The 22,053-nt window shown below is 68.1% G+C and carries 26 protein-coding genes and 1 tRNA gene; 13 read left to right on the forward strand and 14 right to left on the reverse strand.

Annotated elements, in window-relative coordinates; all coding sequences use genetic code 11:
* Window positions 1-72 precede the first annotated feature (72 nt).
* Window positions 73-555 carry a CarD family transcriptional regulator gene (locus V7053_RS01135; RefSeq protein ID WP_043124850.1) on the reverse strand — a complete coding sequence of 161 codons (483 nt, stop codon included), beginning with the start codon at window positions 553-555 and terminating at the stop codon, window positions 73-75.
* A gap of 248 nt (window positions 556-803) precedes the next feature.
* Here V7053_RS01135 and V7053_RS01140 point away from each other — a divergent pair, with 248 nt between their 5' ends.
* Window positions 804-1,394: a hypothetical protein gene (locus V7053_RS01140; RefSeq protein ID WP_334170422.1), complete on the forward strand. Its 591-nt coding sequence runs from the start codon at window positions 804-806 to the stop codon at window positions 1,392-1,394.
* Between the two features lie 123 nt (window positions 1,395-1,517).
* On the opposite strand, the gene V7053_RS01145 is transcribed toward V7053_RS01140, so the two are convergent.
* Complete coding sequence (locus V7053_RS01145; protein WP_334170423.1) at window positions 1,518-2,198, reverse strand: response regulator transcription factor; 681 nt, start codon at window positions 2,196-2,198, stop codon at window positions 1,518-1,520.
* Window positions 2,195-3,466, reverse strand: coding sequence for a sensor histidine kinase (locus V7053_RS01150; protein WP_334170424.1), 1,272 nt, complete (start codon window positions 3,464-3,466; stop codon window positions 2,195-2,197). The genes V7053_RS01145 and V7053_RS01150 overlap by 4 nt, the downstream gene beginning before the upstream one ends.
* A 172-nt stretch (window positions 3,467-3,638) precedes the next feature.
* On the opposite strand from V7053_RS01150, the gene phoU reads away from it, so the two are divergent.
* On the forward strand, window positions 3,639-4,298 hold the full coding sequence (phoU, locus tag V7053_RS01155; RefSeq protein WP_334170425.1) for a phosphate signaling complex protein PhoU: 660 nt from the start codon (window positions 3,639-3,641) through the stop codon (window positions 4,296-4,298).
* A 135-nt stretch (window positions 4,299-4,433) separates the two neighbouring features.
* Here phoU and V7053_RS01160 read toward each other — a convergent pair whose 3' ends face one another.
* The 4 genes from V7053_RS01160 to V7053_RS01175 form a co-directional block, all read right to left on the reverse strand.
* The gene (locus V7053_RS01160; protein WP_334170426.1) at window positions 4,434-5,180 is read right to left on the reverse strand and encodes a phosphoglyceromutase; all 747 of its coding nucleotides are present in this window, start codon (window positions 5,178-5,180) and stop codon (window positions 4,434-4,436) included.
* A 71-nt stretch (window positions 5,181-5,251) separates the two neighbouring features.
* Complete coding sequence (locus tag V7053_RS01165) at window positions 5,252-6,070, reverse strand: class I SAM-dependent methyltransferase (protein ID WP_334170427.1); 819 nt, start codon at window positions 6,068-6,070, stop codon at window positions 5,252-5,254.
* A gap of 23 nt (window positions 6,071-6,093) precedes the next feature.
* Window positions 6,094-6,402, reverse strand: coding sequence for a DUF2516 family protein (locus V7053_RS01170; RefSeq protein WP_334170428.1), 309 nt, complete (start codon window positions 6,400-6,402; stop codon window positions 6,094-6,096).
* A gap of 59 nt (window positions 6,403-6,461) precedes the next feature.
* Entirely contained in the window at window positions 6,462-7,658 is a 1,197-nt protein-coding gene (locus V7053_RS01175; RefSeq protein ID WP_334170429.1) for a trans-sulfuration enzyme family protein, read from the reverse strand.
* Window positions 7,659-7,777: 119 nt separating this feature from the next.
* On the opposite strand from V7053_RS01175, the gene tmk reads away from it, so the two are divergent.
* Genes tmk through V7053_RS01190 form a run of 3 tightly spaced genes read left to right on the forward strand, consistent with a single transcriptional unit; the run spans window position 7,778 to window position 11,110 of the window.
* The gene (gene tmk, locus V7053_RS01180; RefSeq protein WP_334170461.1) at window positions 7,778-8,401 is read left to right on the forward strand and encodes a dTMP kinase; all 624 of its coding nucleotides are present in this window, start codon (window positions 7,778-7,780) and stop codon (window positions 8,399-8,401) included.
* Window positions 8,398-9,540: a DNA polymerase III subunit delta' gene (locus tag V7053_RS01185; RefSeq protein WP_334170430.1), complete on the forward strand. Its 1,143-nt coding sequence runs from the start codon at window positions 8,398-8,400 to the stop codon at window positions 9,538-9,540. Before tmk ends, V7053_RS01185 begins: the two co-directional genes overlap by 4 nt.
* A gap of 13 nt (window positions 9,541-9,553) precedes the next feature.
* Window positions 9,554-11,110 carry an alpha/beta hydrolase gene (locus V7053_RS01190; protein ID WP_334170431.1) on the forward strand — a complete coding sequence of 519 codons (1,557 nt, stop codon included), beginning with the start codon at window positions 9,554-9,556 and terminating at the stop codon, window positions 11,108-11,110.
* A 13-nt stretch (window positions 11,111-11,123) separates the two neighbouring features.
* Here the strand turns inward: V7053_RS01190 and V7053_RS01195 are convergent, their stop codons facing one another.
* On the reverse strand, window positions 11,124-11,840 hold the full coding sequence (locus V7053_RS01195; protein ID WP_334170462.1) for an HAD-IA family hydrolase: 717 nt from the start codon (window positions 11,838-11,840) through the stop codon (window positions 11,124-11,126).
* 253 nt (window positions 11,841-12,093) lie between these two features.
* On the opposite strand from V7053_RS01195, the gene V7053_RS01200 reads away from it, so the two are divergent.
* Window positions 12,094-12,363 (forward strand): hypothetical protein, encoded by a 270-nt coding sequence (locus tag V7053_RS01200; protein WP_334170432.1) that lies wholly within the window; start codon window positions 12,094-12,096, stop codon window positions 12,361-12,363.
* A 77-nt stretch (window positions 12,364-12,440) separates the two neighbouring features.
* Window positions 12,441-12,516: transfer RNA gene (locus V7053_RS01205), tRNA-Thr, on the forward strand.
* A 96-nt stretch (window positions 12,517-12,612) separates the two neighbouring features.
* On the opposite strand, the gene V7053_RS01210 is transcribed toward V7053_RS01205, so the two are convergent.
* Window positions 12,613-14,010 (reverse strand): MFS transporter, encoded by a 1,398-nt coding sequence (locus tag V7053_RS01210; protein WP_334170433.1) that lies wholly within the window; start codon window positions 14,008-14,010, stop codon window positions 12,613-12,615.
* A gap of 181 nt (window positions 14,011-14,191) precedes the next feature.
* Window positions 14,192-14,497 (reverse strand): hypothetical protein, encoded by a 306-nt coding sequence (locus V7053_RS01215; RefSeq protein WP_334170434.1) that lies wholly within the window; start codon window positions 14,495-14,497, stop codon window positions 14,192-14,194.
* A gap of 425 nt (window positions 14,498-14,922) precedes the next feature.
* On the opposite strand from V7053_RS01215, the gene V7053_RS01220 reads away from it, so the two are divergent.
* On the forward strand, window positions 14,923-15,933 hold the full coding sequence (locus V7053_RS01220) for an adenosine deaminase (protein WP_334170435.1): 1,011 nt from the start codon (window positions 14,923-14,925) through the stop codon (window positions 15,931-15,933).
* A 65-nt stretch (window positions 15,934-15,998) separates the two neighbouring features.
* The gene (locus tag V7053_RS01225) at window positions 15,999-16,241 is read left to right on the forward strand and encodes a hypothetical protein (RefSeq protein WP_334170436.1); all 243 of its coding nucleotides are present in this window, start codon (window positions 15,999-16,001) and stop codon (window positions 16,239-16,241) included.
* On the opposite strand, the gene V7053_RS01230 is transcribed toward V7053_RS01225, so the two are convergent.
* From V7053_RS01230 to V7053_RS01245, 4 genes are all read right to left on the reverse strand, one after another.
* Window positions 16,235-17,953, reverse strand: a complete 1,719-nt coding sequence (locus tag V7053_RS01230) for an LssY C-terminal domain-containing protein (protein ID WP_334170437.1) — start codon at window positions 17,951-17,953, stop codon at window positions 16,235-16,237. The two genes, V7053_RS01225 and V7053_RS01230, sit on opposite strands and share 7 nt — an antisense overlap.
* 11 nt (window positions 17,954-17,964) lie before the next feature.
* Complete coding sequence (locus tag V7053_RS01235; RefSeq protein ID WP_334170438.1) at window positions 17,965-19,125, reverse strand: permease; 1,161 nt, start codon at window positions 19,123-19,125, stop codon at window positions 17,965-17,967.
* 33 nt (window positions 19,126-19,158) lie between these two features.
* Window positions 19,159-19,320, reverse strand: coding sequence for a hypothetical protein (locus V7053_RS01240; protein ID WP_334170439.1), 162 nt, complete (start codon window positions 19,318-19,320; stop codon window positions 19,159-19,161).
* 91 nt (window positions 19,321-19,411) lie between these two features.
* The gene (locus tag V7053_RS01245; protein ID WP_334170440.1) at window positions 19,412-20,380 is read right to left on the reverse strand and encodes a magnesium transporter CorA family protein; all 969 of its coding nucleotides are present in this window, start codon (window positions 20,378-20,380) and stop codon (window positions 19,412-19,414) included.
* Window positions 20,381-20,450: 70 nt separating this feature from the next.
* Between V7053_RS01245 and V7053_RS01250 the strand changes: the two genes are divergently transcribed.
* From V7053_RS01250 to V7053_RS01265, 4 genes are all read left to right on the forward strand, one after another.
* Window positions 20,451-20,789 carry a helicase associated domain-containing protein gene (locus tag V7053_RS01250; protein ID WP_334170441.1) on the forward strand — a complete coding sequence of 113 codons (339 nt, stop codon included), beginning with the start codon at window positions 20,451-20,453 and terminating at the stop codon, window positions 20,787-20,789.
* Window positions 20,789-21,181, forward strand: a complete 393-nt coding sequence (locus V7053_RS01255; RefSeq protein ID WP_334170442.1) for a helicase associated domain-containing protein — start codon at window positions 20,789-20,791, stop codon at window positions 21,179-21,181. Before V7053_RS01250 ends, V7053_RS01255 begins: the two co-directional genes overlap by 1 nt.
* A gap of 97 nt (window positions 21,182-21,278) precedes the next feature.
* A complete protein-coding gene (locus tag V7053_RS01260; protein ID WP_231567841.1) occupies window positions 21,279-21,479 on the forward strand; it encodes a hypothetical protein in 201 nt (66 codons plus the stop codon).
* A 211-nt stretch (window positions 21,480-21,690) separates the two neighbouring features.
* Window positions 21,691-22,023, forward strand: coding sequence for a hypothetical protein (locus V7053_RS01265; RefSeq protein ID WP_334170443.1), 333 nt, complete (start codon window positions 21,691-21,693; stop codon window positions 22,021-22,023).
* The last annotated feature ends 30 nt before the right edge of the window (window positions 22,024-22,053 follow it).

Below are 22,053 nucleotides of genomic sequence, written 5' to 3' on the forward strand. Positions count from 1 at the left end.
AAAGCCTAACGAACTCCACCTACACGAAAGCCCCCGCAGCGTTGGCTGCAGGGGCTGTCGAGAGCCTGGAATTCAGGAAGCGAGGACCTCGTCGAGGACGCTCGCCGCCTGCTCCTCATCCGTCTTCTCCGCGAGCGCGAGCTCGGAGATGAGGATCTGACGGGCCTTGGCCAACATCCGCTTCTCACCGGCAGAGAGACCCCGGTCCTGATCGCGACGCCAGAGGTCACGGACGACCTCGGCAACCTTGATCACATCGCCCGAGGCGAGCTTCTCAAGATTTGCCTTGTAACGGCGCGACCAGTTGGTCGGCTCTTCGGTGAATTCGGCACGAAGGACGTCGAATACGTGCTCGAGTCCTTCCTTGCCCACAACATCGCGGACCCCTACGAGATCCACGTTTTCAGCTGGTACTTCAATCGTCAGGTCACCCTGGGCCACTTTGAGCTTGAGGTACATCTTCTCTTCGCCCTTGATGGTGCGCATTTTGATCTCTTCGATCTTGGCTGCACCGTGGTGGGGGTAAACAACCGTCTCGCCAACCTCAAAAACCATGTGGACATTCCCCTTTCCCGCTAGCCAGTCTATCACGTCCGATAGTCCGATCCCGGCCCGGGAGGGCCCGCGATCGGCGGAATCACGCGGGAGAGCGCTTGCTGGACCACCCCTGCGGGGGGTTGACGAATCTTCAACAAAGTGCTTCACGTCACGGCATGCCACGTCGTGGAATCTACGGTCTGTCGAAATTCGGGCTACGCTAGGGGGCGACCAGACCTCTTACACCCATCCAACAGGAGCGAGCTGTGCGTTTCACTGCTTCGACCCCCGCAAAGCGCGTTGCCCTCGCGGCCGCGATTGGCGTGGGCCTGCTGACGGCCACCGGCTGCGGATACATCAACCCGCAGCAGACCGCCTCACCATACGCGGCGTCTGACGGCATCGATGCCAACGTCGGATCGCTTCAGCTGCGCAACGCACTCATCGCTTCCTCGGGCAAAGAGGGCTCCTCGCCGACACCGAGCGCTGACGCGCCCGGCCGGATGCTCGGCAGCCTCTACAACACGTCGTCGAACGACCTCTCCGTCACGCTGACGACCCCGGGCCAGAGCACCGTCAGCCTGACCATTCCGAGCAACGGCACGATTCGGCTCGAGACCGATCCGTCGCCGGTCGACTTCACCAACGTGGGCGGAGTCCCCGGCTCGCTCGTGAGCGTCAAGGTCTCCGACGGAACGTCGACCCAGGATGTTCAGATCCCGGTTCTGGACGGAACCCTCTCGCAGTACCGCCAGTACCTGCCGACGCCGTCGTCGAGCGCTTCGACCTCGGCCTCCCCGAGCTCCTCGGCCACCGCGTCCGGCTCCGCGACGCCGTCGGCCACCGCGAGCCACTAGTCGCGCCCTCCGCGCTGCGCCGCACCGACTGAACCAACGACGACGGCCGCCCACCCCGCGCGGGGTGGGCGGCCGTCGTCGTCTGCGGGCGTCCGGTTCCGTGCCTACGGTTGGAATCCGTGCCTACGGTTCGAACTTGTAGCCGAGGCCCCGGACTGTGACGAGGTAGCGCGGGCTCGAGGGATCGGGTTCGATCTTGCTCCGCAGCCGCTTGACGTGGACATCGAGGGTCTTCGTGTCCCCTACGTAGTCGGAACCCCACACTCGGTCGATGAGCTGCCCCCGTGTGAGCACGCGGCCCGAATTCCGCAGGAGCATCTCGAGGAGTTCGAACTCCTTGAGCGGAAGCGACACCTGCTCGCCGTCGACACTCACCACATGGCGCTCGACGTCCATGCGGACGGGCCCAGCCTGGACGGTCGAGGAGATGAGCTCCTCCGGCTCGCCGTGGCGACGGAGGACGGCGCGCACGCGGGCCACGAGCTCCCTGGACGAGTACGGCTTCGTGACGTAGTCGTCGGCGCCGAGTTCGAGCCCCACGACCTTGTCGATCTCCGAGTCCTTGGCCGTGAGCATGATGACCGGGACGTTGGAGCGCTGGCGCAGCTGGCGGCACACCTCGGTTCCGGGGGTGCCGGGAAGCTGGAGGTCGAGCAGCACGAGGTCGGCCCCGTTGCGGTCGAACTCGACGAGGGCGTCAGTTCCGTTGTCCACGACCTCGACCTCGTAGCCCTCCTTGCCGAGGAGGAAGGAAAGGGGGTCGCTGAACGACTCTTCGTCCTCCACGATCAGGATCCTGCTCAAGCCATTGCTCCTTGCTCGGGGGGCCGTGCGGCCCCTTCTTGGCGTTCTTGCCCGTCCTTGCCGCGGCCCTCTTTGCGGGAGGCCTCTTTCCGGGAGGCCTCCTTGCGCTGGGCCGGCGTCTGCGGGTCCTCCGCATTCTGGTCGTCTTCCATCTCGGGCAGTCGGATGGTGAAGGTGGACCCCTTCCCGAGCTGCGACCACACTGTGACCTCGCCGCCGTGGTTCTCCACGACGTGCTTGACGATGCTCAGGCCGAGGCCCGTGCCGCCGGTCTGCCGGGATCTGGCGGCGTCCACCCTGTAGAAGCGCTCGAACACGCGCTCCTGGTCCTCCGGCCGGAGGCCCTCCCCCTGATCCGCGACCGAGACGGACACGAGTCCGTCCTTGTCGCGGACGCCGACACCGACCTTGGTGTTCTCCGGGGAATACCGGATCGCGTTGTCGATGAGGTTCCGCAGGGCGTTCACGAGCAGATCCGGGTCGCCATAGACCTTGCCCTGACTCGATCCCCCCACGACGACGGAGATGTGCTTCGCCTCCGCAGCGAGCCGCGAGCGGTCCACGGCGTCGGCGACGACCTCGTTGATGTCGACGACCTTGCCCTGATGGACGATGTCCGCCCCTTGGAGCCGCGAGAGCTCGATGATGTCCTGGACGAGGGCCGCGAGGCGCACGGATTCCTTGCGCATGCGCTGGGCGAAGCGGCGGACGGCGTCCTCGTCGTCCGGGCTCGCTTCGAGGGCCTCCGCGAGGAGGGAGATCGCGCCGACCGGGGTCTTGAGCTCGTGCGAGACGTTGGCGACGAAGTCGTTGCGGATCCGCTCGGTGCGCGTGATCTCCGTGCGGTCGTCTGCGAGGAGGAGGATGTACTCCTCGCCGAGCATGGCTGCCCGGACTTGGATGATGATGGTCCCCTGTCCGAGGGGACCGCGGGGGAGTTCGAGCTGCTTTTCGATGACGACGCCGTTGCCCCGCACCTTGGCTGTCATCTCGAGGAGCTCTCGATGGACCACCGTGTGCCCGCGCACGAGGCCGTAGGCGTAGGCAGCAGGGCTCGCCCGGACCACGCTGTCGATGGCATCGACGACGACGAAGGCCTTGCCGAGGACGGACAGCACATCGGCTGCGCCTTCCGGGAACGACGCCTCGCCCGGCCCCTCCTCGAGCAGTGCGCGTTGGCGCTCGCTCGCACGGAACGCGAGGACGCCGAAAGCGCCGAAGGACAGGCCGAGAAGACCCGCCACGATGCCGACGACGAGAGGATCCACTCCTTTAGCTTAGAGGCCCCAGCGAGGGCCGCCGCCCGAGATCGGCCCGTTGGAGGCGCGGTTCACGTATCGTTCATTTGAGGGCTCGCAAGTATTCATCTGCCGCTGAGAGTCTGACGAGTCGGAGTGCCCGAAAGGGCCAGGGTGGGGACGGGACGGGAAGGACACCGCCGTGCGCAAGGTATTCCAGGAAGAACTCAAGTTGGTCCACGACGATCTCGTCGAGATCGCGAAGCTCGTCGCGGTGGCACTGGACAAGGCGGTCGAGTCCTTCCAGAACACGGACGTCGATCTCGCCCAGGAGGTCATTGCAGAGGACGCGCGCATCGACTTCCGCCAGACGGCGCTCGACGAGCGGGCCATCGACATCCTCGCCCTTCAGGGCCCCGTCGCGAGCGACCTGCGCACGATCGTCGGCTCGCTCCGCATGAGCGCGTCGCTCGAGCGCATGGGCGACCTTGCGAGGCACGTCGCCCAGCTCACGCGCCTCCGCTACCCGGAGAACGCCGTCCCGGCGCCGCTCGCGCGGACGTTCGAGCGGATGGCCGAGCTCGACAAGTCGCTCATCGAGGACGTCGCACAGCTCCTGGAAACCCACGACCTCGCACTCGTCGCAAAGATCCAGGGCACGAATGCGGAGATCGACGACCTCCACGCGGGCGTCTTCCGCGCCATCGCCGACTCGTCATGGACCGGTTCGCCCGCACTCGCCGTCGACGCCGCCCTCGCGAGCCGCTACTTCGAGCGTTTCGCGGACCACGGCGTCTCGGTGGCCCGCAAGGTCTCCTACCTCGTCACGGGCGAGTGGGACGGGGACATGACCTCCAACTGACGCGCCCCCTGGGTAGCGCCGTCACGTTTGCCGGGTGCGGAGCACCCCGCAAACGTGACGGCGCAACGAGAAGGGGCTCGACAACACGACGGCCGCCCACCTCTCGGTGAGCGGCCGCCGTCGTCGGTCTGCTGGCTACTTCTTGCCCTGGTTCTTCACGGCCTCGATCGAGGCCGCTGCGGCCGCCGGATCCAGATACGTGCCACCCGGGCTCGTCGGCTTGAAGTCCTCGTCGAGCTCGTACACGAGCGGGATGCCCGTGGGGATGTTGAGACCGGCGATGTCCTCGTCGCTGATCCCGTCGAGGTGCTTCACGAGGGCGCGGAGCGAGTTGCCGTGCGCCGTGATGAGCACCGTCTTGCCGGCCCGGAGCTCCGCCTTGATCTCGGATTCCCAGTACGGCATGAGGCGCTCAAGGACGTCCTTGAGGCACTCGGTCCGGGGGATGTCGTCGCCGAGGTCCGCGTAGCGCGGGTCGCCGACCTGGGAGTACTCGGAGTCGTCAGGGAGGGGCGGCGGCGGAACGTCGTACGAGCGGCGCCACTCCATGAACTGCGCCTCGCCGAACTCGGCGAGCGTCTGGGCCTTGTCCTTGCCCTGCAGGGCACCGTAGTGGCGCTCGTTGAGCCGCCACGATCGCTTCACGTCGATCCACCCGCGGTCTGCGGCGGCGAGGGCGATGTTCGCCGTGTTGATCGCGCGCTTGAGCCGGGACGTGAACAGGATGTCCGGGAGGAGACCCTTCTCGGCGAGCAGCTCGCCACCGCGCTGCGCCTCCTCGCGGCCCTGATCGTTCAGGTCGACGTCCACCCAGCCCGTGAAGAGGTTCTTGGCGTTCCAGTCGCTGTGCCCATGGCGCAGCAGGATCAGCGTGTAAGTCATGGACTCATGCTAGCGGGGGCGGATCCGGCGGACCCGTTGCCCTTCCTTCCGTGACGCCGCTGCGGAAGCGCTCAGCCCGTCGGTGCGACGGCCTCCCACCCGACCGTCAGTTCCCCGAGCCGCCAGCGGGCCGGTCCGTGGAGGACCGGCCATCCCTCGTCCCTGAGGGAGCGCGCCGTCGCGATCCACCGTTGACGGTTCCCGAAGGGGGCGAGCGGCGCAGCCGCGGCCCACGCGGCATCGAGGGCGGCGAGGAAGCCATGGATCCTCTCGCCCGGCACGTTGCGGTGGATGAGCGCCTTGGGGAGCCGCTCCGCGACGTCCGACGGCCGCTCGAACGAGCCGAAGCGCAGGGCCACGGACAGGGTGCGGGGGCCGCCGCCGTCGAGCGCTACCCACGCGGCCCGGCGCCCGACCTCGTCGCACGTGCCCTCGACGAACAGGCCGCCCGGCGCAAGGCGAGAGCACACGAGCTCCCAGATCGCTGCGACGTCGGCCTCCTCGTACTGGCGGAGCACGTTGAACGCCCGGACGAGCGCGGGGTCGCCCTTGACCGGCAGTTCGAAGCCGCCCAGCTGGAAGTCGAGGCCCTCACGCTCAAGCGGCTTCGCCGCGGCAACCCGGCCCGGCTCGATCTCGACTCCCGTGAGGCGGAAGTCGTCCCGCACGGCGCGCAGCCGCTCGAAGAGCTCGACGGCGGTCGCCGGGGACGCGCCGTAGCCCAGGTCGACCGCGAGGGGCGCTGGCGGCAGGGCCCGGAACTGACGCGCGTAGACCCCCGTGATCCAACGGTCGACGCGGCGCATGCGGTTCGGGTTCGTGGTCCCCCGAGTCACGTTCCCGACCGGCCCCCCGCGCACGGCCCTGATCGGGCTCGCCTTCTGGACCACTCGGTCAGCCGACCGGACTCAGGTCAGCGCGACGAGACGGCCGGACGGACGTCAGCGAGGTACACGCCGGCAGCCGTCACGGCGGCAAGCGTGAAGAGGCTTGGGCCGAAGAGGGGGCTGATGGGGCTCACCGCAGCAAGGATTCCGACCAGCGTCGCACCGCCGGTGATGCCCAGCCAGAAGCCCTTCGTGCGCTTGAAGCCCGCTTCGAAGGCCGCGCCCTTGCGCGTTGCGCAGTCGATGAAGGCCCAGAGCGAGATGACGAGGCACAGCAGCGAGACCGCGTAGCCCACGATGAGGTCGCTGTAGCCGATGATGTAGCTGCCGATCACTCCCCCAGCCTACAGAGAACAGGGGCGATCAGCGCGAATGCAGGCAACGGCCACGCGGCTCAGGCGAGCGCGTCGAGGCCTTGGGCGAGATCGCTCCACAGGTCGTCGACGTTCTCGATCCCCACGCTCAGCCGCACGAGGCCCTCGGGCACGGTGGCCGGTTCGGCCGTGTGGCGGCGGCGGCGCTCAATCGTCGACTCGACGCCGCCGAGCGACGTCGCGGGGAGCCACAGCGCAAGCCCCGCGACGAGCGCGTCCGCCGCCGCAGCGTCGTCGAGCTCGATGCTGATGATCGAACCGAAGCCATCGAACTGGGCCGCGGCGCGATCGTGCCCCGGATCGGAGACGAGCCCGGGGTAGCGCGTGCGCCGCACCGCCGGGTGGCCCTCGAGACGGCGGGCGAGCTCTGCCGCCGTCGCCTGCGAGCGCTCGACCCGCAGCGCGAGGGTGCGGAGGCCGCGGAGGCCGAGCCAGGCCTCCATGGGGCCCGCGATCGCCCCATGCAGCGTGCGGTGGCCGAGGAGCCGAGCGCGGAGTTCGTCGTCGGCCGTGACGGCCAGGCCCAGGAGCACGTCGGAGTGCCCCGCAAGGTATTTCGTCGCCGAATGGACGACGACGTCCGCGCCCACCGTGAGAGGGCGCTGCCCCAGCGGGGTGCTGAACGTGTTGTCGACGACGACGAGCGCGCCCGCAGCGTGGGCGGCGGCCGTGAGGGCGGGCAGGTCGGCGACCTCCATCATCGGGTTCGTCGGGCTCTCGACCCACAGGACGTCGGCTCCGGCGAGGGCCGCGATGGTCGCGTCGGTGTCGGCGATGTCCACCGAGCGGAGCTCGAGTTCGCCCCGGGCGCCCTTGGCCTGGGCGAGTCCCAGCGTCCCGGAGTAGGCATGGGCGGGCGCGACGAGCACGCCGCCCACCGGAACGAGGCTCAGGGCCGCCGCGACGGCTGCCATGCCCGAGGAGAAGAGGAGCGCGGGGATGTCACTGCCCTCGAGCCGCGCCACCGCCTCCTCGAACGGTTCCCACGTGGGGTTCGAGAACCGTGCGTAGCCGCGCGCGCCCTCGCCCACTGAACCGAGCCCGACGAACGTCGACGAGAACACGACGCTCGGGTTGACCGGCGTATCGTGCCCGCGGGCAGGACGGCCTGCCGCCACGGCAAGTGTTTCCGCCGAGAGCGCAGAGAGCGCGGCGGCGTCCAGATGCGGGAAGGTGTACTCGGGCAGGGCTGCGTCGGCTTCGGGGGCGTCGGTCATGCCCCTAGGTTATGCCCCTCTCAGTGTCCCGGAGTCGGTAGGCTTGGACGGTGACTTCCTCCCCCGCCGCCCCCGACAGTCGGCCCGACGGTCGGCTCGACAGTCGGCTCGCCCGTGGGCTGTTTGTCGCGTTCGAGGGCGGAGACGGGGCCGGGAAGTCGACTCAGGCGCGTCTCCTCGCGGGCTCGCTCCTCGCAGCCGGCCACGAGGTCCTGCTCACGCGAGAGCCGGGCGGAACCCCGATCGGCGAGAAGCTGAGGTCGCTCGTGCTCGAGCACGGCCAAGGCGAGGTCGACGCGCGGGCCGAAGCCCTCATCTTCGCGGCTGCCCGCGCGGCCCACGTCGCCCAGACGATCCGGCCCGCGCTCGATCGCGGGGTCGTCGTCATCACGGATCGCTACATCGGGTCCTCCATCGTCTACCAGGGCGTCGCGCGCGGTCTCGGCGCGGAGGCCGTCCGCGATCTCAACGTCTGGGCCACGGACGGCCTCTGGCCCGATCTCACAGTGCTCCTCGACGTCGACGAGACAGAGGGCCGCGCCCGCCGGACCGCAGACGACGCCGTCGAGGACCGGCTCGAGTCCGAGTCAGACGACTTCCACCGCGAGGTCCGCACCGCCTTCCTCGACCTCGCCGAGGCCCGCCCCGACTCGTATCTGGTGCTGGACGGGCGCCGCAGCCTCGAGGAGCTCTCGGGACGCATCCTCACGGCGGTCACTCGGGCGCTCGAGGCGGGCACATGACCGTGTGGGACCAGCTCGTCGGGCAGGAGTCCGTCGTCGAGCAGTTGCGTCGCGCGGCCGCTGGCGAGGGGCTCACGCACGCGTGGCTCTTCACAGGCCCCCCTGGCTCGGGGCGCTCGACGGCGGCGAAGGCGTTCGCTGCCGCGCTCAATTGCGAGGTCGACGACGTCATGGGCCGCGGTTGCGGCGTGTGCGCAGGGTGCCGCGCGGTGCTCGCCGAATCCCACAGTGACGTGACGTTCGTTCGGACCGAGAAGATCACCATCACGATCGACGAAGCCCGTGAGCTCGTGGCCAAGTCGGGCGACCGCCCGTCCACCGGGCGGTGGCGCATCGTCGTCGTCGAGGACGCCGACAGGATGGCCGAACGCACGACGAACGTGCTGCTCAAGGCAATCGAGGAGCCCACACCCAGGACGATCTGGATGCTCTGCGCGCCGTCGCCCGCCGACGTCCTCGTCACCATCCGTTCGCGCTGCCGGGCTGTCAATCTGCGCCTTCCACCCGTCGACGACGTCGCGGCGCTGCTCGTGGAGCGCGATGGTGCAGACCCCGAGCTCGCGCAGCAGGCGGCTCGCGCCGCGCAGAGCCACATCGGGATCGCCCGCCGACTGGTCCACGACGAGTCGGCGCGCGAGCGGCGCGCTGCCACCGTGCGGCTCCCCCTGACCCTCTCGACTGTCTCGCAGGCCGTGAACCTCGCCGAACAACTCGTCAGGATCGCGACCGACGAGGCCGCGAGTTCGAATGAGGAGCGGGACGCACAGGAGCGCGCCCTTCTCCTTGAAACGCTCGGCGTCGCTGGCGACGAGAAACTGCCGCCGAGCCTCCGCGCCCAGGTCCGCCAGCTCGAAGAGGATCAGAAGCGCCGGGCGAAGCGTTCGGTCACGGATTCCCTCGATCGGACCCTCACGGACCTCCTCTCGTTCTACCGAGACGTGCTCATGGTGCAACTCGGAGGCGGGGTCGAACCGGTGAATACTGAGCTTGCGGCCGAGATCGTCGAGTTCGCAGCCGCCTCCACCGCCGACGTAACCCTGAGCCGCATGGATGCGGTTAACACCACGAGACAACGCATCACCACCACCAATGTGGCCCCGCTCCTCGCGGTCGAGGCCATGGCAGTAAGCCTGATCTGAGGAGACAGCCCCTGTGAGCACGCCTGCCCCGAGCCAGGGGTCGTCCCTCCGCGCCGTCCTCGCCTTCGTTGCGGGGCTCGCGGTGATCGTGCTTGCCCTCACCGCGTGCACGCCTCTCCTGAGCCCGAGCCAGGGGGCGACACCCGGGCTCGATCCTTCTGCCACCGCCGGGGCCGCGCCCGAGCTCGCGAAGTTCTATCAGCAGCAGATCCAGTGGTCGTCGTGCGAGAACGGTCTGGAGTGCGCGAAGGTCACCGTGCCCGTCGACTACTCGAAGCCCGACGGCGACACGATCCAGCTCGCCGTCGCCCGGCTCCGGGGCAAGAACACGTCTGCGAGCCTCCTCGTGAACCCCGGCGGCCCCGGTGCGTCCGGAATCGACCTCGTCCGCGACTCGGGGACCCAGATGTTCTCGCAGAAGCTGAGGGACGCGTACAACATCATCGGCTGGGATCCGCGCGGCGTGAAGCGTTCGGCGCCCGTCACGTGCCTCAGCGCCCCGCAAGAGGACGCAGCGCGACAGATGAACATCGACCCGTCAACGCCCGCCGGTCTCGAGCAGGCCTTCGCGGAGCAGAAGACGGTGATCGATGCCTGCAAGGCGAACACCGGGCCGATCCTCGCGCACACCGACACCGTGAGCTCCGCCCGCGACATGGACATCATCCGCGCCGTGGCTGCAGGGCAATCGAAGCTCAACTACCTCGGGTTCTCCTACGGGACGTTCCTCGGAGCGACCTACGCGAGCCTCTTCTCCGACCGGGTGGGACGCTTCGTCCTTGACGGCGCACTCGATCCGGCGCTCACCGCGACCCAGATCACGGTCGGGCAGGCGAAGGGCTTCGAGGATGCCCTCCACGCCTACATCCGCTCATGCTTGGCCGGTTCTGGGTGCCCGCTGCACGGCACCGAGGATGACGCGGTCGCCCAGGTGCGGGACCTGCTGCAGTCGGTCGCGAAGCACCCGATGTCGACGACCGACGGGCGCATTCTGCCGATCACCGACTTCGTGAACGGCATGATCATCCCGCTCTACAACGACCAGAACTGGAGCGTGCTCACCGGGGCCCTCACGAGCGCGCTCAGGGGCGACGGATCGGCGATGCTCCGTCTCTCCGACCTCGCCGCCGACCGGGACTCGGACGGGACGTACTCCTCCAACAGCAACTTCGCCTTCATGGCCTACAACTGCCTCGACTACTCCGAGCCGTCGGATCCCGCGGGGATGGCCGCCGAGGCCACCCAGCTCGCCCAGGCTTCGCCGACGTTCGGCCAGTTCTTCGCCTACGGGGGCGTCAACTGCCGCGACTGGCCGTACAAGCCGGTGCGCACGCCTGCCCCGGCGCACTACACGGGCAGCAGTCCGATCGTGGTCGTGGGCACCACCGGCGACCCTGCGACGCCGTACCCGTGGGCGCAGTCGCTTCGGAGCGAACTCGGGAACGCAGACTTGCTCACGTGGAACGGCCAAGGCCACACCGCCTACGGCCGCGGGTCGACCTGCATCGACGACGCCGTCGACGGCTACCTCGTGGACGGGTCGGCACCGAAGGACGGGGCCCGCTGCTGAGAGGCCGCTGGCCCTAGCCCGCGGCGGTCGCCTCCCGGCCCCAGAGCAGGCCTGGCAGGTCAGCGACCGAGCCGACGACGGCGGATGCTCCCGCCGCGCGGAGCTCGCCCGCCGTCTGGGCGCCTGTGAGGACCCCGACGGCAGCTCCCGCCCCCGCCCGCAGGGCCGACGCGATGTCCGCCGTCGTGTCCCCTGCGACGAGCACCTCGCGCACGTCGTCGACATCGAGCGCCAGGACCGCGGTGAGCACCATGTCGGGGTAAGGACGCCCACGGCCGGCGTCCTCCGAGCAGAGTGACAGGTCGGCGAGCCCCATCCAACCGAGGGCCTCGAGCACACTGTTCTGCGTGTGCCTGCCGAATCCGGTCGCGAGGCACACCCTGACGCCGTGGTCCCGGAGAAGGTGAACCGTCTCCTCCGCTCCGGGCACCGGGCTGAGGCACCCCGCCGCAATCATGCGGTCGTAGGCAACAGCGAAGGCGCGGCTCGCGGCCTTGGCGCTCTCGGTGTCGTGCGGGAACAGCCGATCGAAGACCTGGGCGCGGTCCAGCCCGGCGCTGCGCCGGGACACTGCAAGCGCTGCTTCGAGCCGCTCCCCCGCGACGCCGAACAGGCCCAAGGCCTCGGCGACGGCGCGCTCGGCGGCGCCCCCGTCGACGACCGTCGTTCCGTTCAAGTCGAGCACGGCGAGACGGATGCGGCCGGCCACGGCGGGCGGCAGGTTCGGCACAGACAATGAAGCTCCCCAAATCTCTCTCGCGCCAGCAGGTCCGGCGATTGAATCAACACGCTGGCATCGACTCGCGACCCGGCACTGAATTCGCCGCGTACGCCGGGTTAACAGCTGCGGAGAAGATTCGGAAATAAATCTTTGGGGAATATTGCGTCATACGGCGCGGTGCGCTTGTTCTCCCCCATCGGTGGCCGCCACGCTGGGGGTGGCGGCCACCGCCCGGGCGGCCAGACTACATGGGGAGCGCAGGGTGACGGGGACCACCGCACTGGAAAGACTGCAGGTCAGCAGGCAGCTCCGGGCTGCGTTGAAGGGTACGGGAGCGCGGCTTGCGCTGGGGACCATCGGGGCGGTGGACATCGTCGTCTACCCCCAACGGCCCGGCGGACGGCAGAGCACCCTCGCGTGCCTGCGAAGCCAAGGGGGGAGCGCCTACGTCGACTCGGCGCACTACCGGTCGTGGCGCCTCTTCTCCGCAGCAGTCGCGTGCGCCGTCGAGTATCTGGGGAAGATGGCCTGACCGGTCGTTTTGACCGCGGACAGCCCGCTCCACTAGAGTATTCACTCGGTGGTTCCGCTACGGCGGACGGCCTGATTGCCTCCTTAGCTCAGACGGTAGAGCGTCTCACTCGTAATGAGAAGGTCAGCAGTTCGATCCTGCTAGGAGGCTCCACAACCCCTCTCTGACCTCCGCGCATGCGGATTCGAGAGGGGTTTCTTGCGTTTCCCAGTGATTTTTATGCGTTTCCCAGTACCGCCGAAGCGGCTCCTAGCCGTGGATGGGTGTCTGGGGGGTGCGGATGAACAGGCCGGCGAGGGCGGCGAGGAGCAGGACGGAGGCGGCGATGGCGAAGCTGGCCTGCAGGCCGTGGACGAACCCGGCGGGTGAGGCCAGGAGGCTGCCGAACACCGCGATCGCCACGGCGCCGCCGACCTGGCGGAACGTGTTGAACACCGCACTGGCCGTGCCGGCCCGTTCGCTGGGGACGCTGGCCAGGACCACCGAGGTGACCGGGGGCATGGCGGTCGATCCGCCCAGGCCGGTCAGGACCAGGAACGCCCCGACGAGGAGCGGCGAGCCCAGTGGGGCCGTGAGGAGCATCGCGCCGAGCCCCGCCGCCATGGTCGTCAGCCCCAGGACGATCGGGACCCTGGCGCCGTAGCGGTTCGCGAGCCTGCCGCTGACGATGTTCCCCGTGATGCTGAACGCCGCCGAGGGCAGGAACACCAGGCCCGCCAGGAGCGGTGAGAGGCCGAGGTGCTGCTGGAGGAAGAGGCTGACGGTGAAGACGCTGCCGAAGTTGCCGACCATGAACGCGAACCCGGCCGCGAGCGAGATCCGCATCCCGGTGGAGGAGAAGAGTCCGAGGGGCATCATGGGGTGCCGCGTCCGGGACTGGACCAGGAGGAACACCGCCAGGCTCGCGGCGGCGAGGGCCAGGGCCGCGACGGGCCCGGGGCCGAAGCCGTGCGCTCCTCCGGCGATGAGCCCGTACATCAGCGCGGTGAGCGCGGTCACCGCTGCGGCCTGGCCGGCCCAGTCGAACGGCGTGGGGCGCCGCGGGGACCTGGCGACCTGGGCCAGCAGGACCAGCATGGCGATGCACACGGGGAGGTTGATCCCGAAGACGAGGCGCCAGTTCCAGGTGGTGAGCAGGCCGCCGAGCAGCGGCCCCACCGCGCCCGCGACGGCGCCCCCGACGGCCCAGATGCCCAGGGCGTGGGTGCGGCGCCTCGCGTCCGGGAATGCCTCCCGGATCAGCGCCATCGACGCCGGAAGCATGATCGCCGCGCCGGAGCCCTGGAGGACGCGGGAGGCGATCAGGACCCCCAGCGTCGGTGCGGCGGCGCACCCGAGCGAGGCCAGCAGGAACAGCGCGATCCCGGCCGCGAAGGCCCGCTTCGCGCCGATGCGGTCCGAGAGGTTCCCGGCGAACAGCAGCAGCGAGGCGAACGCGAGGGTGTACCCGTCGATGACCCACTGCTGCCCCGAGGTGCCGCCGCCGAGCTCGTTCCTGATGCGGGTCAGGGAGACGTTGACGATCAGGATGTCCAAGGTGATCAGGAAGAACCCCAGCGAGCACAGAAGGAGCGTGGTCCGTGCCCCCGGCGCCTCCGTCGCGGCGGCGCGGGTGCCGGGGGCCGTCTCGGCGTGGCGGTCGGGCACAGCGTTCCTCTCGTGAAGGTGCGGGACTGGTGTCCGGGACGCGCCTGCGCGTCCCTCGTGCCCCCATCCAACCCCGCCACCGGCACGAGCGGGAGTCCCCGATGGAACGGGTACTGGCAGAACCCCCTCGCCCTGAGGGCGAGGGCCCGGCAACCTTCGGCGTCAGAACGGTCGCAGCGGCTTAGAACTTGTCAGGGGAATCGACAGACTCCCCTACCGTGAACTCCGGCGCCTTGCTGAGATCGGCACCGACAGAGCCCATGAACGTCCGCATTTCGGGATTTCCGAAGAACTTCTGGAACGCTTCCACGGTTTCCCATTCGTCGTTGACGAGAACGAATCCGTCCCCGACAGCAAATTGGTGGTGAACGGCCCCTTGCTGCCGCCCCTGTTCTGCGATCTTGCGAAACTCGTCCCCACGTTCTGTGAGCGACTTGGTGAAGACGCTCGTGTCGCCGAAAACCTTGACCGCAACGATAACGGACATTGTGATGACCTCTTTTAGGGATTGAATTGGTGCACGCACCGCACCCGCGGCGCTTCTTCGACCGATGCGGCGTGTCCCCGGCTCTTTTTCCGCTCCGCGTGACGTCCCACTGCCCCCGATGCCAGCAGCGTACCGCCAAGGCGGGGCAGGAGGGTGGCGGCAAGCGCCCCCCGGGCGGCGCCGGATAATCGGCTGTGCCATTTCTTGACATGAGCAGACCTGCTCGACACGAGCAGACCTGCTCGACACGAGCAAAATGCTTGGCATCAGCAGAGATGGCGGACCGGAATCCGGCCCGCCATCTTCCCCTGGCATCCACCCATGAAACACCACTCACCGACGCCGCCTGCTCTCCCAGCTCAGCAGCGCCTGACCACCTCATACCCGCGATTTCGTCGGGCAAACCCCGTGCTAGGTTCCATGCTGTGGCAACATCGACGGCGCGCATCTTTTCACTGCCCACGGCAGAATTGCACCTGCACATCGAGGGAACCCTCGAACCGGACCTGGTCTTCGAGCTCGCCGAGCGCAACGGCGTGGCGCTGCCCTTCGAGTCGGTCGAGGCGCTCCGCGAGCGCTACCACTTCACAAGTCTGCAGTCCTTCCTCGATCTGTACTACGACTGCATGGCCGTCTTGAGGACCCGAGAGGACTTTCGAACCCTCGGGGAGCGGTATCTGGACCGGGCGTACGAACAAGGGGTCCGGCACGCCGAGATCTTCTTCGACGCCCAAGCACATGCGACCCGCGGGGTGGACCCGGAGGATGTCCTCGATGGGCTGCTGGATGCACTCGGATCCGGCACACAACGAGGGATCACCGGCGGCCTCATCCTCTCGTTCCTCCGCGACAGGCCAGTACCCGAGGCGCTGCAGACCCTCGAGTCCCTGGCCCATCGCGCCGGCGACCTGCTCGGCGTCGGCCTGGACTCGGCGGAGGTAGGCTATCCGCCCCGACTCTTCACGCCCGTCTTTGCACGCGCCAAGGAACTTGGACTGCGTCTGGTCGCCCACGCCGGAGAAGAAGGCCCTGCCTCCTATGTCCGGGAGGCTCTGGATCTCCTCGGCGCCGAACGAATCGACCACGGCATCCGCTCGCTGGAAGACCCGGGGCTCATCGAACGGCTGCGTCGCGAACGCATCCCGTTGACCGTGTGCCCGTTCTCCAACGTGAAGCTTGCCGTCATTCCACGCCTCGCGGAGCATCCCATCCTCGACCTGCTCGACCACGGGATCGTCGCGACGGTCAACTCGGACGACCCCGCGTATTTCGGAGGCTATCTCGCCGACAACATGGCGGGACTTGCCGACGCGTTCCCGGCTCTCGACGGGGCCCTCGAACGGCTGGCCCGCAACTCTGTCGACGCATCCTTCGCGAGCGGTGAGCGCAAGGCCGAGCTCCATGCCCTCATTGACGAATGGGCTTCGCGTGCCTGATTGAACTGGGAGCGTGGGTTGTATCGGCCGCGTTAGCGCGCCCGGCGCCGGGGTAGCTTCTGCCTATGGGTTACGGGGATGCTCGCGTCTCGGCTGTTGCCGCAGAGCTCCGGGTTGAGAAGGCGGCTCGGCAGGTCCCCATGGAACTCCTCGCCGACCGTTCCGGCGTCCCCGTGGAGACCCTCTTCCAATACCTCGCAGGCATCCGCGACATGCCGCTCATGAGCTTCCTCGCCATCTGCGAGGGTCTCGACGTCGACCCTGGCGACCTGCTCCGTAGGGTCGGGGCATCCGAGCGCCCTCACTGAAGAATGACGAGCTCGGACCTGCCGTCGGTGAAGAACTCGTCTCCGCTGGCGTTGTGGCCCATCTGGGGCCCGGTCAGCGCCAAGAACCTGTCGGGGTACCCCAGAGAACCGATGATGTAGGTGCGTTCGGCATCGATGTTGGGGTCGATGTGGTGAGTCGGCAGTTTGGCCGTCCCCGCGAATTCGATCCCGTCATCGAAGCTCGCGGTCGCCTCCCAGATGGGACGACCATCCGGTGCCGTGTAGCCGGTGCGCCAGATGCGGGTGTGGTGGCGCTGGCGGAGGGATTGGGCCGCGGTCGCCTTCTGGAACGCGATCGCTTCGGGCTGGGAGGCCAGGAAGGACGGGGTCACGGGGGCGGTCGGGTACTGCCCTCCTTGGAACCCCACGGCGAACGCCCGAAGGGTATTGGCGAACGTGGAGGGGTCCGCCCGGTCCCACCCATGGGATTCAAACGTCCGAACAAGCTGGTCCTCGGAACCGACGAAGACGAAGCTGACGGGTTCCATCCTGTCCCCGGTGAGGGTCTCGCTGTAGATGGGCAGCCGCGCCAAGGAGGACGCGTCCAGGGCCGCCAAGGACTGCGTGTGCTGCTGCACGGGGTGGCTCTGAGGGTGGATCAGCAGCGGGGCGGCGACCACCGCGAACACCACCGCCCCAGCAGGTGCGGCCAGCAGCCTGCGGCCGGGGGTGCTGCGCCGTCGCCGCCCTCTGATCACGGGGTAGCGTGCCGCGATCTCGAGCACGCCAACGAGGACGACGACGAACGAGCTTCCCAGCAGCATGCTGCCCCAGACGTCGGTGAGGTAGTGGACACCGAGGTAGACGCGGCTCATGGCGACCAGCAGAACGACGAGAAGGTAAGCGATGGCAGTCAAGGCCTTCGCCGCCGTCGTCCGATAGACCCTGAACAGGAGGTAGGCGACCACACCGAAGACAACAGCGGCGCGCAGGACATGCCCGCTCGGGAAGCTGAAGGAACCCTCGTCGAGCAGGGCCAGCGAGAGGGCGGGGCGTGGCCGCCCGATCAGACCCTTCGCGATGGCGGCCAGCAGTTCCTGGCCTGCGACCGCCGCCACGAAGAAGACCGCACAGAAGCGCTGCCGGCGCCACCACAGCAGCGCGACGGCGAGGACCGTCAGGACAAGCACTGTCTGGAAGTTCGCGAGCGCGGTGATGGTCGAGAAGAACTCCGTCTCCCCCGGCGTGCGGACCATCGGCATGAGGTTCGCGATCCGTTCGTCGACTTGGGTCAGGGATCCATGCGTGGCCACCGTCCAGCACAGCCCGAGGAAGTTCACGAACGGGATCAACGCGACCACCACGGTTGCAGTGAGCCAAAGCCCGCTGGCCCGGTCTCTCCTCAAACGGTCCCGGGTCCAGCTGACCAGCCGCGAATCGGACTCGCGGACTCTGACGATGTAGGGGTTCGAGCCCAGTCCGGCCCAAGCCGAAGCCGAGAGGGATCGGATCACCTCGGAAGGCGCAGCCATGGCGCGGAGGAGCCAGAAGACCAGCAGCGTGACGGAGGTGACCTCGAAGAACACGGCAGCGAGGAACAGCATCGGTGAGACGAAGAGGGACAGGGTCCTGACCGCATAGAAGCAGGCGACGAGCAGGATGAGCGAGACCAGGGCCAGCAACAGGTACGTGCCCGCGCCCCTCTTCCTCCTCGGTCTCGCCTCGGGCCCCGCCTCTGGTCTCGCTGCCATACCCTGGCCCTTCAATGCCGCTGCTCGGCCGAAGAGCTGTCCGGTCCGCCGCCCATCATCTTGAGCATGTCCGCGCCTCCGTTGGCGAAGAATCGCACGAGGAGGACGGCGGCAAGGGCGAGGAAGACGACGTTGAGCCACGTCGTGTAGTTCCAGGAGACGGAGGCTCCGACGACGGCGGCGTTCCGGCTCGTGGGGGTCAGACCAGTGAGGGCGAAGAGGGCCTCGACGGCGTAGCCGGCCAGCACCATCGCGAGATAGAACGTGCTGGTGACCCGGAGAGCCGCCCGAAGGCCGTAGTACTTGCGGTAGATCAGGATCACCGGGATCACGATCAGGTCCGCGAAGATGAAGCTCGCGACCCCACCGAAGCTGATGCCGCCATTCCACAGGACCGCCGCGAGCGGGACGTTCCCCACAGAGCAGACGAAGCTCACCATCGCGATGAGCGGCCCGACGAGCGGCCCCCACAGCGCGGCCAGGAGCGGGTTCCCCTCCACGAAGAAGGCTCGGAGCCACGCTGAGGGAACCCACGCGGCGAAGGCCCCCGCTATCAGCAGGCCGCCGACGATGTCGCGCCACACGGAAGCCCAGTCCATGACGAAGTACGCCGCGACCGCGTCGAGGCCCTGCCGCGAGAAGAGCCGCTTCCAGAAGCCCTCTTCACCGTGAACCGACATGTCCATTGCCGCGTGGCCCTCCATGGACCCGGCGAGGCCCTTCTCGGCCTGGGCCCGCGCGGCGTCGACGATCTTCCCGCGCATCCAGAGCCGGAAGAACAGTGCGACCAGGACGATCATGATCGGGCCGCCGACGAACTCGGCCAGGGTGAACTGCCACCCCATCAGCAGGGCCAGGATGAGCCCGAGCTCGATCACGAGGTTCGTCGAGGCGATCTCGAACGCCATCGCCGAGGCGAAGCTCGCCCCCTTCCGGAAGAGCGACCTCGCCAACGCGACGGCGGCATAGGAGCACGACGACGACGCCGCGCCGAGCGCCGTGGCTGCACCCAGGGCACGCGGCGAGTCTCCGGAGAGAAGGGCCGTGACTCTCTCGCGCCGAACGAGGGCCTGGACGATTCCGGAGAGCGCGAAGCCGAGGACGAGCGGCCAGAGGATCTCCCAAGCCATGGAGCCGGCCATGGCCAGGGCATCCAGGATGGCATGAATCACGTTCGTGGCCGCTACCGCCCTTCCGTGCGGGACCTAGGGTGTCAGGGACTGGGGTGCCGGGGAATCGGCGTCAGGGCCGGAAGACGCTGCGGCAGACGGCGTCGCCGCCGCAGTGCCGGATGCCGCGGAGAGGGCGACGATCGTGTCGATCCCACTGATCTGCAGCGCGAGTTCGCGCATTGTGCTCACGTCCATTGATGCCCCAATCCATCGTCGAGAAGTGTGATCCCCGTCACCCACAGCCAGCTATGTTACCGGACGGTAAGCCGGTTGCACACCCCGCGGCTCAGATCCATTCCTTGCGCCGGAAGAGCCAGTACAGCCCGGATGCGCCGATCACGATCAAGCTCAGAGACAGGATCAGGCCGAGGGTGCTCTGGAACCCAAGGAAGGGGACATTCTGCCCGAAGAAGCCGGTCACAGCCGTGGGAACCGCGATGATGGCCGCCCAGCTGGTGAGCTTCTTCATCACGAGGTTCATCCGGTTGCCCTGGATGCTGATGTGGGTCTCGAGGATGCTGCCGACCAGATCGCGCAGAGACTCGGTCCAGTCCGAGGCCCTCAGCACGTGGTCGTACACGTCCTGGAAGAACGGCTGCATCGACTGGTCCGCGATGTCCAGGTCCCGGCGCAGGACGGTGTTGAGCACCTCCCGCATGGGGAGCACGATGCGGCGCAGGCGAACGAGGCTCTTGCGCAGCTCGAAGGAACGGCGCTGGAGGTCATGATCGGACGAGTGGTCGTCGAAGAGGGCCTCCTCGAGTCCTTCGATGCGCTCGTCGAGGTCCTGGACGACGTCGAAATGGCCATCCACGAGGAGGTCGACCAGCCCCCAGAGCAGGAAGGCCACGCCATGGCCCGCGAGATCGTTCTCCTGGTCCCATTTCTCGGTCAGGCGTTCGACGGCAAAATCCGCCCCGTGCACGGTGACAAGGGCCTTCCGCGTGATGAAGGCCTTCACTTCGCTCACGGTCAACTCGTTCCCGCCCGGAACGAGGGCCGCTTCATAGGCGGCAAGGAAGAGGTGCGTCCGATAGCGGTCGAGTTTGGGGCGCTGATGATCGTGGACGGCGTCCTCGATGGCGAGCGGGTGAAGGCCGAAGATCGTCTCCATGGCGCCGAGATCTTCCTCGCTGGGAGACTCGTAGTCAATCCACACGGTCACGCCATCCTGGGCAAGGAGGCCTTCGAACTCCCCGAGGGCGAGATTCTCTCGCTCGAGCTTTCCATCGCGGTACAGCCGGGAACGAACCATCCCGCAATCCTATCGGCGGAGCAGGCCGCCGCAGCTGGCCTCCAACTGACAGCCGACTCCCAGCTTGAGCATGAATAATCCCGCCATCAGACATGTAAAACGATGGGGGGATTTCGTGGATGAGTTCATGAGGCGGGAGCTTTCGCGCCAGATCACCGACGTCCGTGAGGTGGAGCAGCCCAACGACGAGCTGTTTCGCACTGCCGTTGAAAGCCTGAGGGACTTCTGCAAAACCGAGGGCAGGGAGCCGGCGCCGGGCGCCCCCGGCGCCTTGGAAGCGCGTCTGGCCCGGTGGCTTGAGGCGCAGCGAGGACACGCTCAACGGGGGACGCTGTGCGAACAGCGCCGCTCGCTGCTCGAGGAAGTCCTCGGCCACGAGTGGTCGGTCGATTCGATCGGGTCGAAGTGATGGGCCCGCTCGACGAGGGGGGCCGCGAACGGCTCCGAAGGGAGCTCGAGCGCCAGCTCGTCGGCCCGGGGCGGCGGAACGGAAGCGAGCGGCACCTGCCCTTCATTTCGATGCTCCAGCACGTGAAGGCCTTCCGCGAGGCCCACGGCAGAATGCCGAACGCGGCGTCCGGAGACTGGGTCGAATCCACGCTCGGTCGATGGTTCACCGCCCAGCGCGACGCTGTGACGCGGGGCGAACTGCCGCACGCCCTCGACGCGTTCGCCGCTCGCGCATTGGGGAGGGATTGGCGGCAGCAGAGCCAGGACGAGGGGCCGCCCGGGGATTCGGGCGTGGCCGCCTCGCCCGTGAGGGGTCCCTTCGGGAGGACCGCATTCGGCAGGGCCGCGTAATACGGATTCAAACCTCGGGCACGGATTCAAACCTCCAGCACGGATTCAAACGGCCGGCAGTGGGGAGTGAGGTGTCATGCTGGAGAAACTGCATGACATGGGAATGAAGAGCGAATACGCCTACATGGCGGGGTTCGGGTCCATCGGGCTTTCGGTCCTCTCCTGGACCTTCAGCCGGATCAACCCCCGGCACGACCGCGCCCAGTCCGACAGATGGGGCATCTTCGTTGGGCACTGGGCGCCGACGTTCTTTGCGATCGGCATCGCCCTGAGACTCGAGGAGAAGAAGCTGCTCTGACGCCAGCCGTCAGGTCAACCTCACAACCGGACAGCCAACCCCGCAAGCGGACAGGGGGGACCGAAGGGCCGGAGCAGCCCTTCGGTCCCCCCTGTCCGTGGAGTCTTGCTCGCCTCGGACACAGGCCGAAACAGGTCCAAAAGGTCTCTGGCGTCCGGTCCGCGGACGGTCCATCCTGTACCTGTGTAGGAGCCTCTGCTCAGGGGGTGCTGTGGTGGAACCTACCGATGCGAACGGTCCGAGCCCCGACGAGCTGGCGCTTGCCATGGCCGGAAACCGGAAGGTCATCGTCCGGAAGGGAAAGGCGGAGGTCCACGGCTACCTCGTCGCCCTCCATGAAGCACGGGCCAAGGTGTTGTGGGTCTGCGGCACGGGCCGGACGCAACGCCGTGACGTGCCGCTCGCCGAGCTCGTCCTGCCGAGCGCGCAGAACCCGTGGCAAGGCATAGAGATCAGTGTCCCCGATCTGGTCGCGGCGACCGCCCGGCGGCGCTCGCGGGTGTACCGGCCTCAGCCGCCGACAGCACAGCCCCGCGCCTCGTAGCGGCCGGTCACTCCCCGTCGGCGACCTGCC

The organism is Sinomonas sp. (assembly GCF_036848755.1).
GTDB lineage: Bacteria > Actinomycetota > Actinomycetes > Actinomycetales > Micrococcaceae > Sinomonas.

Coding starts and splice junctions, on each gene's coding strand:
- V7053_RS01250 (WP_334170441.1), top strand. CDS start 20,451: ATGAATAATCCCGCCATCAGACATGTAAAACGATGGGGGGATTTCGTG.
- V7053_RS01185 (WP_334170430.1), top strand. CDS start 8,398: ATGACCGTGTGGGACCAGCTCGTCGGGCAGGAGTCCGTCGTCGAGCAG.
- V7053_RS01260 (WP_231567841.1), top strand. CDS start 21,279: ATGGGAATGAAGAGCGAATACGCCTACATGGCGGGGTTCGGGTCCATC.
- V7053_RS01225 (WP_334170436.1), top strand. CDS start 15,999: ATGGGTTACGGGGATGCTCGCGTCTCGGCTGTTGCCGCAGAGCTCCGG.
- V7053_RS01240 (WP_334170439.1), bottom strand. CDS start 19,320: ATGGACGTGAGCACAATGCGCGAACTCGCGCTGCAGATCAGTGGGATC.
- V7053_RS01245 (WP_334170440.1), bottom strand. CDS start 20,380: ATGGTTCGTTCCCGGCTGTACCGCGATGGAAAGCTCGAGCGAGAGAAT.
- V7053_RS01255 (WP_334170442.1), top strand. CDS start 20,789: ATGGGCCCGCTCGACGAGGGGGGCCGCGAACGGCTCCGAAGGGAGCTC.
- V7053_RS01175 (WP_334170429.1), bottom strand. CDS start 7,658: ATGACCGACGCCCCCGAAGCCGACGCAGCCCTGCCCGAGTACACCTTC.
- V7053_RS01215 (WP_334170434.1), bottom strand. CDS start 14,497: ATGTCCGTTATCGTTGCGGTCAAGGTTTTCGGCGACACGAGCGTCTTC.
- V7053_RS01135 (WP_043124850.1), bottom strand. CDS start 555: ATGGTTTTTGAGGTTGGCGAGACGGTTGTTTACCCCCACCACGGTGCA.
- V7053_RS01230 (WP_334170437.1), bottom strand. CDS start 17,953: ATGGCAGCGAGACCAGAGGCGGGGCCCGAGGCGAGACCGAGGAGGAAG.
- V7053_RS01160 (WP_334170426.1), bottom strand. CDS start 5,180: ATGACTTACACGCTGATCCTGCTGCGCCATGGGCACAGCGACTGGAAC.